The sequence below is a fragment of the Nitrincola alkalilacustris genome, assembly GCF_008973755.1.
GTDB lineage: Bacteria > Pseudomonadota > Gammaproteobacteria > Pseudomonadales > Balneatricaceae > Nitrincola > Nitrincola alkalilacustris.
Window position 1 is genome coordinate 236,527 of the sequence record NZ_WBOM01000003.1, and the last position, 14,702, is coordinate 251,228.

The window sequence follows — 14,702 nt, forward strand, 5'->3', positions numbered from 1 at the left end:
CTTGGTTGTTCATCAAGGTCGATAGTATGTTACCAAAGTGAATTATTTATTACATTACGAACATAAACGAAAACTGAATGCTCAACAAGGAGTTTATGGTCTGAAACCAATCACTGTGATATCGTCTCGCAGTGAGTAGTCACCGCGATAAAGATCAAGCTCACTCCTTAATAACTCGCCCTGCCTTGGAAGCGGCAAGTCTGCATGTTGCTGCAACAATGCCATGAACTGTGTGGTACCCATGCCATAGCCCTGTTCGCCACCTGCCTGATCCAGATAGCCGTCACTACAAAGATAGCAGATAGTCTGTGAATTGATGGCAAGCAAGCGATTTTCATACTCAATAGTTTTACGATCGAGCAGGGCGCGTTTTCCCCCTTTGATCTGCAGAACTTCCTGACCGTCATGCAAGAAGAGCGACATTTTTGCGCCGGCAAAGATCATGCGATTGTGATTCGGCTCGGCGAGCACCAGGCCGACATCCATGTTGGTTGCCAGTGCTGAGGGCATGTCATGCTCCTTCAGCATGCTGCGCAGGATCTGATCAGCCCGAGTCAGAAGAGTGGCAGGGGAGCCTATGCCATTTTCATTAATCGCCTGGTCCAGTGCAGCACGTGAAAGCATGGTCATCAGCGCACCCGGCACGCCATGCCCGGCACAATCCACCACGCCTATCAGATAACGATCAGAGTCTGTGTGGAAAAGATAGAAATCGCCACCCACGCCATCACGAGGTAACCAGATGACAAAGTGACTATCTGTCAGGGTTTTGTTCAACAGACTGTCCGGTAATATGGCGCGCTGAATCAGGCTGGCATACTCAATGGAATCACTGACCAGCTTATTGATCGCCTGCATCTCGGTGTTGGCGCCTTCCAGTTCAAAGGTACGCAGTCGAACTTTATCCTCCAGCTCTTCAGTGTGACTTTTGACCTTGTTAGCCATGATGCTGAAGGCACGATTGAGATCCCCTATCTCGTCACGGGAGCGGGCGGGCAGCGCCACATCATAGTTGCCTTGGGCCATTTCGGTTGCAGAACTCTGCAGACGTCTGAGCGGCGCCAGCAACAGTCGCTCAACCGCGTAGGCAAGTGCCATCAGCAGAAAAATCAACAGCAGTCCGAATGTGATGAGCAGCTCGTTTACCCAGGGACCGTCAAAGACCTTTGCGGCATTGAGATCAACAGCGGTCAGAATGTACCACTGCAGTTCAGGGATAAAGGCAACAGCCAGCAGTTGTCTGCGGTCGTCCAGGGTGGTCCACAGGGTGGCAACCTGAGTCGCGTCTGCCTTGAGCTGTGCCATGGCGGCCTTAAGCGCCTGGCTCTCATCTTCACCCAGTTGCTGCACAAGGTTGTTGCCCGACGAGACCATACCGGCAGTTGCGCCAAAGGCGATTCGGCTGGTGTCGGGGTGGGCCTGAATAGCCCCCTCCGGATTGATGATCATGGGTGTGACACCAGGCTCATCTGAGTTGATGAATGCTGCAATGAAATCTGTCAGGTCTATTCCGGTGCCGGCAAAACCCAGTTTCTGATCTTCGCCCGGGATGATGACATTCAACCACACGCGGGTCGTACCCAACTGAACATCCGGGTTGACATTGATATTGTAGTGATCTGTAGTCTCAATCAGGTTAAAAAACCAGCTGTCATCCTGGTTGTCGGGATTCAGATGATAACGCGGCTGATCACTGAAGGGCTGATCGGGATCGTTGAAGTAATATTGAAAGGAGAGGTTGCTGATGATGAAATAGGAACCGCTGCTGAAAGAGTTGGCGTAGCCTGATGCCTCCTCAAACGCCATCGCCTTGAGTGTCTCATCCTCTTCATTCAGCAACCAGTTGCGGATCAGTATAGACTCGGCCAGTCGTTGTGACAGCGCCAGATCGCGGGAGATAGGTGCAATAATGGTTTGCGTATTGAGTTGCGTGAAGTTGCGGGCATAGGCCTCACCGAAGTGCTCCTGAACCGAGGTCAGTACCTGCCAGCCAATCAATCCGGCAGGGATCAGTGCAATCAATGAAGAGAGAAGCAGTGCTGTCAGTGCTTTGGTTCTTAGCCCACTTTTCCAGTTTGCCATCTTGGTTCTGATCCTTTGTCATCAGGCGGAGGATTTAGGGAGCAGGGTGGTCTTCATGCTCCAGATTCAGTTCTACGCGATTACGGCCATTCTGTTTGGCAATGAGGAGCGCGGAGTCGGCTCGATTGATCGCTTCGTCCAGTGTTTCGTCGGGTTGATAGGTTGCGACGCCCAAACTGGCTGTCAGTTTGGTGTGAGGCTGGTCGGGTGAGCGAAATACCTCATCAAGCGTGGATGTTCTCAGCGTTTGAAGCAGGCGTTCAGCAGTGGTTTGAGCGGTCTTCAGATCGGTTTCGGGTAGCAGGATCAGAAACTCCTCGCCGCCCCATCTGGCGCACAGATCATATTCACGAACGGTGTGCTGCATCACCTCAGCAAGCTTGGACAGGACGGCATCGCCCGTTTCATGGCCATAGGTGTCATTGAAATGCTTGAAGTGATCAACATCAAGCATGATCAATGAAAAGCGTGCGCAGCCACGGTCCTGCCTGGCGAGTTCGGACTTCATCCGCTCCAGTATCATGCGCCTGTTGGGAAGTCCCGTCAGTGGATCATGCAGCGCTGCCTGTCGCAGTGACTGGTTCAGCTCCATCATCTCTTGCTGATAGCGATCAGAGATCCGGGTTATTTTTTCCAGACGTCGCAGCTGTTTATCATAGCGTTGTGACAGGCTCAGACTCTGGTTGTGCACAAGGTTGCCGTAGCCGTCGGATATGCGCAACATCCTGTCCATCCGCGCTCTATGCTCTTTATCCTGTTCCAGCAGGTATTTAAGGGCAGGCAGAAGGGGGTTGTTCTGATTAGCCGGGTCGTCCAGCTGGTCAGTGATCCATTGAGGGGTTTCTGAATCCCTGTCCGTCATCTTCTCATTTCTCATCGGGTATGATCATGAAGGAAAAGGTGCAGTCCTCTTTGAACTCCTCAGCCAGCTCAATAACTCGCTCATTTCTGGGATCATAATACCAGTTGACTGAAACAGCGCGTCCCTTGAGGTGGGCCGCTTCAAGCAGATCAAAGATATCCATCATCGCTTTGACGCTGCTGGTGTTCATATATATCAGTTTCAGCTCGAGGTTAAGTGGTTTATCCAACTGATCCAGAAAATCACTGACCCATTCAATCACGTCATTGAAAAATTCGAAGGAGTTTTCAGGGTAGGAGTCACCCGCCATGGAAAGTGTGCCTGTCTCCACATCACAGCTGATGGTTGGTGTGGACGATGTGCCTTCAATATATAGTGCGTTCATATCAAGTAAAAAAGATCCATATCAGACGATTGCGAGCAGGCTGAAGAGTGTTTTTCCATTCTCGGTATCCACGAGGTTGGCGTTCAGCGGCTTTGATGATTTACGAGCGATATCGAGAAGCCCAAGACCCGCGCCAGTGGTTGCGCTCTGATCACGAGGCTTGCGCAGTTGTTGCTTGTAGGCTGCCTTCAGCTCGGCCTTGTCCATGCTGGCAAGCGCTTCTACTCGCTGGCTCAGTAACTGCGCATCCTCTTTTTCGACGATATTGCCTGCGAGGATCGCATAGTGTGTGCTGTCATGTCGTGCAACCACGATGGTGGCTGCGCCTTCGATTTCGGTGTAACCCTTGCTGGTGGCGTAGTGCCTGATGTTCTGTGTCATCTCGATATAGGTGCCGAATACATCCATCGCCGCGCTGGGCTCGGCATCGTTGGCCTGAAGGTAATTTTTCAGTGCATTACCTATCTCTTCAATCAAGCTGCGGGTGATGGGGCCATTGAAGCATAACAGTATCTGCTCCTTGTTGAATTGCTCTCGGATAGACAGTAAATCTAGATCCTGCATCAGGGACCTCCGGCATCTGTGATATACATTGAGTTAAATGTACAAGTTAAACCATGGTTTGAACAGGATCTGGCACAAAGCTCTCTGAGAAATATCAGAAAAGTGTTTGAAAAAAAAGGTGCAATCCTATGATGGCACCTTTTTAAGATTAAAGCATTGACGGGCGTCAGTCTGTGACTTTCCAGCGAGTTGCGTTTTGCTCCAGTTCGGCGGCTACCTGCTTCAAGCGCTCGCTCGAGTGGGCGTTTTCGCTTGCCTGTTCCTGAGATGCGCGGGAGCTTTCGAAGCTGGCTTCAAGCACCTCGGCCAGTTCATGCGTCATATTATTCTGCTCATCGGAAATGGTCAGAATATCCTGATTTGCACTGACTATCGCCTGCAGTGAATCGCCAATCGTGTGAAGTGCAGTCTGTGCTGTTTCGGCAGTGGTCTGAAGCTGCTCGGAGCGCTGCTGCTCGGTTGTCATCATGCTCTGCGCCTGCTCGGTATTGCTCAGCAGCTTATTGATGATCGACTGAATCTCCTCAGTCGCATCATGAGAGCGCTGCGCAAGGCCTCGTACCTCGTCAGCCACTACAGCGAATCCGCGGCCATGATCACCGGCACGTGCGGCCTCAATCGCAGCATTCAGTGCCAATAGGTTAGTCTGCTCTGCTATCTGAGAAATTACCTCAAGCACATGGCGAATCTGCTCAAAGTCCTTAGCCAGGTTGGTGATGGTGACTGCTGCATCACTGACACCCTTGGCCATTTTGTGAACCTCTCTGATCACCTCTTCGATGGTTTGTGTGCTGCCATCGATATTTTCACTGGCTGCACGAGTCAGATCACTGGTGGTATGAGCCTGTTCACTAACGGTCCGTGCGGAGTCAACCATGCCCTTGACCAGACCTTCGGCTGTCTGGTTGCGTTGGTTTTGCTGATTAAGCAGTGCTAGAGTCTGTTCCGAACCCTGACTCAAATCGGAGGAAGCTCCGCTGACGGTTTCTGCTGCCTGACGAGTCAGTTTAACAGATTCGGCGATATCATCCAGCAGGCGATTGAGGGCAGCGGAGATCTGGCCGAACTCATCCTTACCCTTGAGTGGGCTCTTCTGTGTCAGATCTCTGGCCGCCTGAATGTCTGTGATACTGCCACGTAGAATTGAAATGGGTTTGCTCAGTGAGCGAGCAACATAAAGAGCGGCAAAAAATGCCAGTACCAATACCGCAAGCGTGATCCCGATACCATAGCTGATCACCTCTTTGCGCAGCATGCCCACTGCAGACAGCGCTTCATTGGCATCAGTTTCGGTCAGCAGCAGCCATTCTGTACCGGCAAAGCGCAGCGGCCGGAATGATCCGATCACCTCACTACCCAGTGGATTGATGTAAGCAGCAATGCCCTGCTCACCGGCTCGTGCACGCTGAATGCCTTCACTATCAAGGCGCACCAGTCCGCTGGGACTGCCGCGCAGTGTGATACGGTTGCGTGTGATCTCATCCAGGGTGCCAAGCTCAGCAAAAAACTGTGCGGGCTCCTCATCAAACTCACGTTTGCTGGAGAGCAGGAAACCATCACGGTTGAGCAGGTAGGTATCACCCGTTTTGCCGAGTCCCTGTGCCGTACGGTCGCCATTATTGGAGAGAGTGCTTTCTATCTGTTCTGTACTGATCCTGACGGCAAATACACCGGAGAGCTCAGGTGATGTGGATTCTGCTGTCTGATCAAACACCGGCATGGCAAAAAAAGCGCTCGGCTCGCCGAGGGCAGGAATATATTCATCGAAGTTGGCAAAGGCGGGGGCATCGGCGGCGGTCAGGTTGAGGGCTTGTCTGAATGCCTGAGCAAGGCCAGAGTTATTGAGGATTTCGTGCTCTACATTGAGTGAAAAATCCGGTAATTTTCGCAGAGAGTAAACGATATCTCCACCGGGATTGATGTAGTAGATATCTGCATAGTTGTAATAGGCAGCCAGTTCACGCAACTCCTGGTTGAATTCACGGTGCCCAAGACTGTATCGGGAGCGGTCATCTGCTTCATCCACCATATCTTTCTCGGTCCAGTCACCGGCTGAGTCAACCCAGTAGTAGTACTGCAGAATCAGGTCAGGCTTACTCAGGTTGCGCACATAGGTGCCACTGTCAAAAGACAGGTTGGGTGCACTGCGCCTGAGAGCGCTGACGAATCCCTGCTCAAGGTACTCAATCATCTCTGCTTCTTCAGCCAGGGTATCTTCCCTGGACCTTACAACAGCATTTAAGCGATAGCCACGATAGGCGGAGCCCAGAGCGGCTATGCCCCGTCGTGCCTGTACGTTGCTGGCGTAGCCGGCGACTTGCTGCTGTAACATGCTCAGATAGTTTTCCAGACGTTGGGCCTGGGTGTTGCTGATCAGCTCCAGTCTGAGATCTGCCTGTTCAGAGAGGAGGTTTTCTCCGGCGCGAAGACTGGCGGAGCTGATAAAGACGCTGGCGGCGATTGCTGCCATGAGAGATAAAGACAGGATAATCAGAAGTAATTTTTTCTGTATGCTCATGAGCCCTACCTAATGCACAGGATGGTGTGGCTTGCAACGTTGCAAGTTAACGGAACGGCTGGTCACTGTTCACATTAAACAAGCAAGAAATCTGCCATCCATCGAATAGGTTTATTATTATTGTAGTTCAATGTTGACTGATCTGTAGTCGAACATTGAATGCCATCTTAAATCAAAGGGCTGCCATGCACTATCCTTGTGCATGTTTTTTTATCTGAATGATCTGTGTATCTTTACAGTGCGTTACAAAGTGAGGAAAGGTACTTTTTGTGCGTATGACTTTTCCACTTTACAGGTGCTGGATAATAATCAATGATTACTGATAAATATTCGATGGAGACAAAATAATAATGGAAAGAGTTTTCGTCGGACGCCAGCCTATTTTTGATCAGCAGTTGGGTCTGCAGGCATATGAGCTGCTGTTCAGAAGCAGTCAGCAAAATGCCGCGGTGATCGGTAGCCATGATTTTGATCAGGATATGGCAACCACCAATGTGATGCTGAATACCTTTATCGATATTGGTCTTGAACAACTTGTAGAGACCTATCCTGCCTATATCAATCTGTCCCGCAGCTTTCTGATTGGTTCATTGCCCCTGCCATTTGCGCCGGAACAGGTTGTGCTGGAAATTCTTGAGGATATCAAGTCAGAGCCCGAGGTGATTACAGCCATCAGAGACCTCAAGGATAGGGGTTATACCATCGCTCTGGATGACTTCATTAATGTGACTGACATGCACGAGTTGGTAAAGATGGTTGATATCATCAAGGTCGATGTACAGCCTTTGTCGACTGAAGAGTTGTCGGTTCTCGTCAGTAGTCTGCGCCAAATTAACCCGAATATTCGTTTGCTGGCTGAAAAAGTTGAAGATAACGATGTCTTCGAGCATTGTAAATCGCTGGGCTTCGATCTTTTTCAGGGCTACTTTTTCTGCCGTCCCCAGGTTGTTGAAGGTGCGCGCCTGTCGGGCAATCGCCTCGAAATGCTGAATCTGATGGCAGAGTTGCAGGATACCGATACAGATTTTGCCAGGCTCGAATACCTGATTGCCAGGGATGTGGCCCTTTCCTACAGACTTCTGCGTTATATCAACTCTGCTGCCTTTAGCATGCGCCGCTCCATTGAGTCGATCCGACAGGTGCTGACACTGCTGGGCATGAATAAGATCCGTAATATTGTGTGTCTGATCCTCTTGTCCGAAATCGATGACAAACCGAAAGAGTTGATGACCCTGTCCATGATCAGAGGCAAGATGTGCGAACTGCTGGCACAGAGAGAGGGGCTGGACGGTGCAGATCAGTATTTTACGGTTGGCCTGTTCTCATTGCTGGATGCGATCATGGATAGTCCGTTGCCAGAGCTGATCAATAATTTACCGCTGTCTGACATGGTCAAGGATGCACTGCTTGAACACAAGGGTGAGGCGGGTCAGGTGCTTTTACTGGTAGAGCAGTTCGAATCCGGTCGCTGGGACAGGTTGATGGATCAGAAGGTGACACCGGAAACCATCACCGGCGCCTGGATAGACGCCGTGCAATGGGCTCATGAATCCACTGAATCCCTGAAAGCTCAGTAGGCTGACGGATTGGCGGCCATATCAATGGCCGCTGGTAACGTCTGCATCATCGTGACGCAGAAAGTTTACCATCCAGGTGACGACTTCAATGTCATCAACCTCACTGTTCAGTGAGGCCAGCCCTTCCATGATGCATTGCAACGGAATGATCTCTCGGCGATTCTCCATCAGATCATGGCTGTAAGCCTTACTGAATTCAGGATGCCCCTGAACAGTCAGTATGTGGTTGTCTATCTGCAGCATGTAGTAGGGACAGAAATCACTGCTGGCAAGTACCTGTGCACCTTCGGGCAGTTTGATCACCTGATCCTGATGGCTGACGATCAGGTTGAGCCGATCCTTTTCCGGTGTCATCCAGGGGCGGGATTCATCAATGCGATTTTTTGAAACGCCAATACCCCAACCCTTGGGAGACTTGATCACTTGGCCTCCCAGAGCGGTCGCAACCGCCTGATGGCCGAAACAGATTCCCAGCAGTTTTTTGCGCTGCTGATGCAGTACTCTGATCCAGTCTATCAGTGTATCGATCCAGTCATGACCGTCATTAACGCCGTGTCGGCTGCCGGTAATCAGATAGGCATCACAGTGATCAATGTGCGTGGGGTACTCACCCAGCTGTACATCAAACACCTCGAAGCTCAGTGTCGGATCCACCTTGCTGAAAAGGTTAATGAACATCTCGGGATAGTTTTTGTGTTCCGGCTGGAACTTTTCCAGCACATGATCACATTGCAGAATGCCGATTTTCATACTCTGCTCCTTAGAGGCTGGCCTGAGCCAGCCGGCATACAGTCAGGCATTAAAGATCACCGGAAATGGCAGCTTCCAGAATGCTTCGATACTGATCTGCACTGAATTGAATCGGATTGCCGCCTGCTGATGGATCTTCAGTGGCCATACGGGCAACCAGCTCACTGCGGCTGCTGTCGATGTCTATCTCTTGCAGAGTGTGGGGTATGCCGAGTTCTTTGCGCAGTGCCAGCACCCAGTCGAGGAAGCCATCAAAGCCGTTCTCTATCTGCAGATAGGCAGACAGTCTGACTATGCGCTCCTCAATGGCACTACGGTTTGCTTTCAGCACGTAGGGCATCAGAATAGCGTTCAGTGTGCCGTGATGAGCATCGTAAAGGGCACCAAGTGGATGGGCGAGGGCGTGCATGCCGCCCAGTCCGCGCTGGAAAGCAGTCGCACCCATGGATGAAGCCACCAGCATCTGTGCACGGGCTTCAAGGTCGTTTGGCTGAGTCGTGGCACGGGGCAGGTACTCCTTGACCAGACGTATCCCTTCAATGGCGATACCTTCTGCCATCGGGTGGTAGAAGGGTGAGCAGTAGGCTTCCAGATTATGTGACAGCGCATCCATGCCGGTGGCCGCTGTGATGCGAGCAGGCAGGCCGACTGTCAGCTCGGGATCCAGAATAACGATTCTGGGCAGCATATCAGGATGGAAGATGATCTTCTTGATATGGGCTTCGTCATCAGTGATAACGGATGCGCGCCCGACTTCCGAGCCTGTGCCAGCGGTCGTCGGGATCGCAACAACGGGTGCCATCCCTTCACGATTGACGCGGGTCCAGTTATCGCCGACATCTTCAAAATCCCATACGGGACGGTCCTGTCCGACCATCAAAGCCACCGCTTTGGCGGCATCAAGGCCCGAGCCGCCACCAAAGGCGATGACACCATCATGGTTGCCAGCGCGATAGGCGGTGACGCCGTCAACTACGTTCTGTCCGGTTGGATTTGCCTTGATCTTGCTGAATACTGCGGCCTCAAGGCCATCAGCCAGACAAAGCTGGAGGGTTTGCTCAACAATCGGTAGCGCGGCCAGGCCAGGATCGGTGATCAGCAGCGGGGCTTTCATGCCCAGCTCGCGACAGGCAGCAGGCAGCTCGCGGATACGACCGGCACCCACACGCACGGATGTCGGATAGTTCCAGTTAGCTTTGAATGTATTGGTGCTCATGTTTGCCTCGCCTCTCAGTCGATCAGGGTTTTCAGGTGAAAAGATTTTGGACGTGTCAATGACTCATAACCCAGTGCCGACAGGGTACAGCCACGGCCAGAGTTTTTGACACCGGTCCAGGCCAGAGCTGGATCAAGGTAGTCACAGCGATTGATGAAGAAGGTGCCGCACTCAAGCTGCTCACCAACGGCAATACCGGCTTCGATGTCGCGGGTGAATACGGCAGCTGTCAGCCCCAGATCACTGTCATTCATCAGAGTGATCGCTTCTTCGTCACTGCTGACCTTCTGAATGCCGACGACCGGCCCGAAGGACTCCTCTGTCATCACCCGCATCTGATGGGTGACATTGGTCAGAACCTGTGGGGCAAGGTAGGGTGTTCCGGCCTTGTCCAGTTCGAAGGTGGATGGATCAATATGTGCCGTGGCGCCCAGCGCGATCGCCTCATTGATCTGGTCACGCACAAAGTCGGCAGCAGACGCCTTGACCACCGGGCCAAGGGTTGTCTCAGGGTCATCGGATCGACCCAGACGGTAGCCCTTGACCAGTGCGACGGCTTTCTCGACAAACTGATCATACAGGCTCTCATGCACATAGATGCGCTCGATGCCGCAGCAGGACTGTCCGGAGTTGAAAAATGCGCCATCCATGGCTGTTTCGACGGCATGATCCAGGTCGGCATCTGCCCTGACATAGGCAGGATCTTTACCACCCAGTTCAAGACCTACACCAATGAAACGACCGGCAGCCGCACGCTCAACCATGGCACCACCGGGCACCGAACCCGTAAAGGCGACATAGTTGATGACAGGGGACTGAATCACTTTTTCGGTACTGTCATGGCTCAGGTGCAGATACTGGAAGACCCCTGCTGGCAGCCCTGCCGCGGCGAAGGCTTCCATCAGCCTTTCTGCACACAGGGGGGTTTGAGCCGAGTGCTTGAGCACAACAGTATTGCCGGCCATCAGGGCAGGGATAATCGCATTCACGGCCGTGAGGTAGGGGAAGTTCCAGGGCGCAATGATCAGTACGACACCAAGTGGCTCACGCTTGATGTAGCGGGTAAAGCCTGCTTTCTCAGGAAGCTGAACGGGTGCCAGTGCCTCTTCCGCAGCAGAGATCATATAGCGGGCGCGCTCTTCAAAACCTGCCACTTCACCGGCAGCATAACGAATGGGGCGGCCCATCTGCCAGGTGATCTCTCTGGCGATCTCATCTTTTTTGGCGATGAAGGCGTCTACAGCGGCCAGACAGAGGCGCGCACGCTCAGCGACGGGCATGGTGCGCCAGGTAGCCTGTGCCTGTTTCGCAGCCGCCAGCGTTGCATCTATTTCCGCCGCATTTGCATAGGGGCGTTCGACGAAAACTGAGCCGTCGATAGGAGATAGGGTTTTCAGGGAGTCAGTCATCAGAATCTCTCAGTAGTAGTCAATCAGATAATTTCGAAATAGCGATCCAGTTCCCAGTCGGTAATGTGGCGTCTGAACTCGCGCTCTTCCCATTCACGTGTCGCCGCAAAATGCTCAACAAAATCGTTACCGAAGAGAGATCTTGCCGCTTCTGAACTCTTCAGGCGCTGCGCTGAATCCCACAGGGTTCGGGGCAGAGCGAGTTCTGGTGCATGTTGCTGCTCGTAGGAGTTGCCCTTGACCTCGGGGTCTGGTTCCATCTCGTGTTCAATACCCCAGAGCCCTGCACCCAGTGCCGCAGCCAGAGCCAGATAAGGGTTGGCATCGGCTGAGCCCAGGCGGTATTCCACACGCTGTGATTTGTCGCTGCCGGGAATCACGCGCAGGGCCGTGGTGCGGTTTTCAACACCCCAGGTGGCATCGGTCGGCGCCCAGAAGCCTGGAATCAAACGGGTATAGCTGTTCACCGTGGGGGCGAACATGGACAGCAACTCAGGCATAAGGCGCTGCTGACCTGCCAAGAAGTGTCGCTGAATCTTGCTCATGCTGTGTGTCTGGGAGGGGTCATAAAAGGCCGATTTATTATCAGCCTTGTTACGCAGCGACAGATGTATATGACCACTTTGTCCTGGATAGTTGGGTGACCATTTGGCCATGAATGTAGCCATCAGGTCATTGCGTTGCGCCAGCACTTTCATAAAGGTTTTGAACAGTGCGGCCTTGTCCGCAGCTGCCTCTGCTGCATCCACCGCAAGAGCAGCCTCAAGGACTCCCGGACCGGTTTCGGTATGCAGGCCCTCAATCGGGAAGTCCATCACCTCGGCCATCTCCATGATCTGGTGATAGAGTTCGGCATGCACGGAGTTGCGAATCACGGAGTAACCAAAAAAACCGGGTGTGAAGGGTTTCAGGTTGCGGTAGCCCTTTTCGCGGATGGAGTCGGGTGTTTCATCAAACATGAAAAACTCGTATTCAAGCGCTGCGTAGGCATCAAAACCCATCTGACTCGCTTTTTCCAATACACGTCGAAGCGTACCACGTGGACAGATTTTTTCTGCCTGGTCACTCAGCTCAGCCAGAAAGAGCAACTGACCCTCTTCATCGTAGAGTTCACGACAGGTATGCGGGAGTATGCGCACGGGGGCATCGGGGTAGCCGGTATGCCAGCCTGTATAGGTGACATTGTCATATAGCTGATCTTTTGAGTCCCAACCCATGATAACGTCGCAGAAAGCAAAGCCACTCTCCAGTGAGGAGAAGAATTTGCTGCGGCTCATGTACTTGCCACGCATGATTCCATCGCTATCGAAGACTGCAACTTTCACATGGCTGAGGTTGCGTTCTTCAACAATTCGGCGCGCATCATCTGCTGTTTTGACATCACGTGCATTCATCATACGGTCCCCTGGAGGAGCTGTTTTTGCTCCGGCTTTATTGTTGTGAAGTCCTTATTTCGATTGAGTCTAGCGATAGCCGTAAGGGGGAGCAAACAACATTACAAACACTTACTACGTGTTATTAGAAAATCTTATAGTAAGAGGAGGAGCGGTTGGGCGGGCTGGATTATGAGAGAGCTTGTAGAACAAGCGCATCATCCGATGCTGATCTGATCCATCAGCCAGGGAAGCTCCTGGGCAACTTCAGCCAGAAAGCTGTCGCGCAGTATCTGGCGGCTGTCCTCGGCAATCTCCTTTGGCAGGTCCGACAGTTCACCACGTCTTGCGACAAGAGTCAGATGCCGAAAGGGTGCTTCCTGTGGCAGTGGCACACAGTTGACCTGATGCAGGCGGATACCACTTTGAAACAAACACAGCGGGGTAGTGATCGTCCAGCCCGCACCGGATGCCACCATTGAAACGACCGCATAGGAGTTGTCCAGGCGCAGACGCTGAGCGGGCTCAAGCTGTATATGACGCAGATAGCGTTCGATGGTCTGGCCAATCAGTGAATGTGCGCTGTAACGGACAAAATCCATTTTTTTGTTCAGTTGCTGCAGATCACCGGGGTCGCCTTTGTAGTCATTCGGCAAAGCCAGAATAAAGGGTTCGCGCAAAATCTGATAGCGCACCAGGTCGGTGTATTCATCCAGGTTGTCATCGGAGATGATGATATCAACGGCGCGAGACATCAGTCCGTGCGCATGCATATGTGACAGCCCGGTTGTCAGGCTCCAGTCGCGGGTACGTCGTTTCACGGCCTCAAGCAGTGGTCTGCCGACGGCGGTCGCCAGTGAATCCACCATGGCAACATTCACCTGGCGCAACTGCTGGAAATTGGACTTGCGAATATCCTGGCTGGTTTTGCGTGCCTCAGCCAGCAGGCTGGAGGCACGATCATAAAGGAAGCGCCCAGCCGCAGTCATTTCGATAGGCCTTACAGAGCGGTCCAACAGTGTGCTGGACAGGTTGCTCTCCAGGTTTGAGAGCGTCTGTGATACTGCGGACTGCGTCATGCCAAGGCGCTCAGCTGCAACAGTCATATTGCCGGTTTCGGCAACCTGCACAAACACTTCAAGCGCTTTCAGATCAAAACCGAAAATACTGGCCATGGTTACCGGGTTCCATCCAACTGGTCACTGGATATTGAGTCTGCGGGATCAATTCAGAAGCTGCTTACAGGGAAAGACTGATCTGATAATGAACTTTTCTCGGATAAAAGGTACTAACCTTCCAGTCCCGCAGTGTTTAAAAGCACTGTTTTCACCGGCAGCCCGTGTTGCCGGTTTTTTTATGTCCAAGGATGGACGGTACGCTGGCAATGCAGGAGCAATTGCCAGCTCTGACTCCACCTACCATCCCGATGGTACGGGCGGAGCCAGGTGCCGAATTAATATCCGTAGAAGTTACTGTACGTGACCTTCGGTCAACTCTTCAGCAGTTGCTTCACGCACATCAACGACTTTGACATCAAACGTCAGAGTCTGACCTGCAAGTGGGTGGTTGCCATCCAGCACGATATTGTCACCCTCTACCTCGACAACGGTAACCGGTTGCTCGCCCCAGGGGGTCTGTGCCATGAACTGCATACCGACCTGAATCTCGGCAATATCGACAAAGTTGCTGCGATCGACTGACTGGATCAGCTCTTCACGAACTTCGCCATAAGCCTGATCCGGTTCGACAACGACCTGCAGGCTGTCGCCGCTTACTTTGCCGACCAGTGCGTTTTCCAGACCCGGAATAATATTGTTGGCACCGTGAAGGTAAGCGAGTGGATCCTGACCTTCTGAACTATCCATCACCTCACCAGCTGTGTTGGACAGAGTGTAGTGAATTGAAACAACGGTGTTTTCTGCAATCTGCATTGAGCATCTCCTGCTATTGATCATATTGGGCAGCA

The 14,702-nt window shown here is 52.3% G+C and carries 12 protein-coding genes; 1 reads left to right on the forward strand and 11 read right to left on the reverse strand.

Annotation, left to right across the window (positions count from 1 at the left end):
- Window positions 1–93: 93 nt before the first annotated feature.
- The 5 genes from siaA to F7R27_RS06685 all read right to left on the reverse strand — a co-directional run bounded on the left by siaA (window position 94) and on the right by F7R27_RS06685 (window position 6,411).
- Window positions 94–2,082 (reverse strand): biofilm regulation protein phosphatase SiaA, encoded by a 1,989-nt coding sequence (gene siaA, locus F7R27_RS06665; protein ID WP_151703450.1) that lies wholly within the window; start codon window positions 2,080–2,082, stop codon window positions 94–96.
- 34 nt (window positions 2,083–2,116) lie between these two features.
- Entirely contained in the window at window positions 2,117–2,959 is an 843-nt protein-coding gene (siaD, locus tag F7R27_RS06670; RefSeq protein ID WP_206060429.1) for a biofilm regulation diguanylate cyclase SiaD, read from the reverse strand.
- On the reverse strand, window positions 2,949–3,329 hold the full coding sequence (siaC, locus tag F7R27_RS06675) for a biofilm regulation phosphoprotein SiaC (protein WP_151703451.1): 381 nt from the start codon (window positions 3,327–3,329) through the stop codon (window positions 2,949–2,951). The genes siaD and siaC overlap by 11 nt, the downstream gene beginning before the upstream one ends.
- Before the next feature lie 21 nt (window positions 3,330–3,350).
- Window positions 3,351–3,893, reverse strand: coding sequence for a biofilm regulation protein kinase SiaB (gene siaB / locus F7R27_RS06680; protein WP_151703452.1), 543 nt, complete (start codon window positions 3,891–3,893; stop codon window positions 3,351–3,353).
- A 166-nt stretch (window positions 3,894–4,059) separates the two neighbouring features.
- Window positions 4,060–6,411 carry a methyl-accepting chemotaxis protein gene (locus tag F7R27_RS06685; protein WP_151703453.1) on the reverse strand — a complete coding sequence of 784 codons (2,352 nt, stop codon included), beginning with the start codon at window positions 6,409–6,411 and terminating at the stop codon, window positions 4,060–4,062.
- A 350-nt stretch (window positions 6,412–6,761) separates the two neighbouring features.
- Between F7R27_RS06685 and F7R27_RS06690 the strand changes: the two genes are divergently transcribed.
- The gene (locus F7R27_RS06690; RefSeq protein WP_151703454.1) at window positions 6,762–7,988 is read left to right on the forward strand and encodes an EAL and HDOD domain-containing protein; all 1,227 of its coding nucleotides are present in this window, start codon (window positions 6,762–6,764) and stop codon (window positions 7,986–7,988) included.
- A gap of 21 nt (window positions 7,989–8,009) precedes the next feature.
- Here the strand turns inward: F7R27_RS06690 and F7R27_RS06695 are convergent, their stop codons facing one another.
- From F7R27_RS06695 to F7R27_RS06720, 6 genes are all read right to left on the reverse strand, one after another.
- Window positions 8,010–8,738 carry a glutamine amidotransferase-related protein gene (locus tag F7R27_RS06695; RefSeq protein ID WP_151703455.1) on the reverse strand — a complete coding sequence of 243 codons (729 nt, stop codon included), beginning with the start codon at window positions 8,736–8,738 and terminating at the stop codon, window positions 8,010–8,012.
- Window positions 8,739–8,787: 49 nt separating this feature from the next.
- Window positions 8,788–9,954 (reverse strand): iron-containing alcohol dehydrogenase, encoded by a 1,167-nt coding sequence (locus tag F7R27_RS06700; RefSeq protein ID WP_151703456.1) that lies wholly within the window; start codon window positions 9,952–9,954, stop codon window positions 8,788–8,790.
- A 14-nt stretch (window positions 9,955–9,968) separates the two neighbouring features.
- Window positions 9,969–11,363, reverse strand: a complete 1,395-nt coding sequence (locus F7R27_RS06705) for an aldehyde dehydrogenase family protein (RefSeq protein ID WP_151703457.1) — start codon at window positions 11,361–11,363, stop codon at window positions 9,969–9,971.
- A 23-nt stretch (window positions 11,364–11,386) separates the two neighbouring features.
- Window positions 11,387–12,760, reverse strand: coding sequence for a glutamine synthetase family protein (locus F7R27_RS06710; RefSeq protein WP_151703458.1), 1,374 nt, complete (start codon window positions 12,758–12,760; stop codon window positions 11,387–11,389).
- A 194-nt stretch (window positions 12,761–12,954) separates the two neighbouring features.
- Entirely contained in the window at window positions 12,955–13,911 is a 957-nt protein-coding gene (locus tag F7R27_RS06715; protein ID WP_151703459.1) for a LysR family transcriptional regulator, read from the reverse strand.
- A gap of 294 nt (window positions 13,912–14,205) precedes the next feature.
- Window positions 14,206–14,667, reverse strand: a complete 462-nt coding sequence (locus F7R27_RS06720; RefSeq protein ID WP_151703460.1) for an FKBP-type peptidyl-prolyl cis-trans isomerase — start codon at window positions 14,665–14,667, stop codon at window positions 14,206–14,208.
- Window positions 14,668–14,702: the final 35 nt, after the last annotated feature.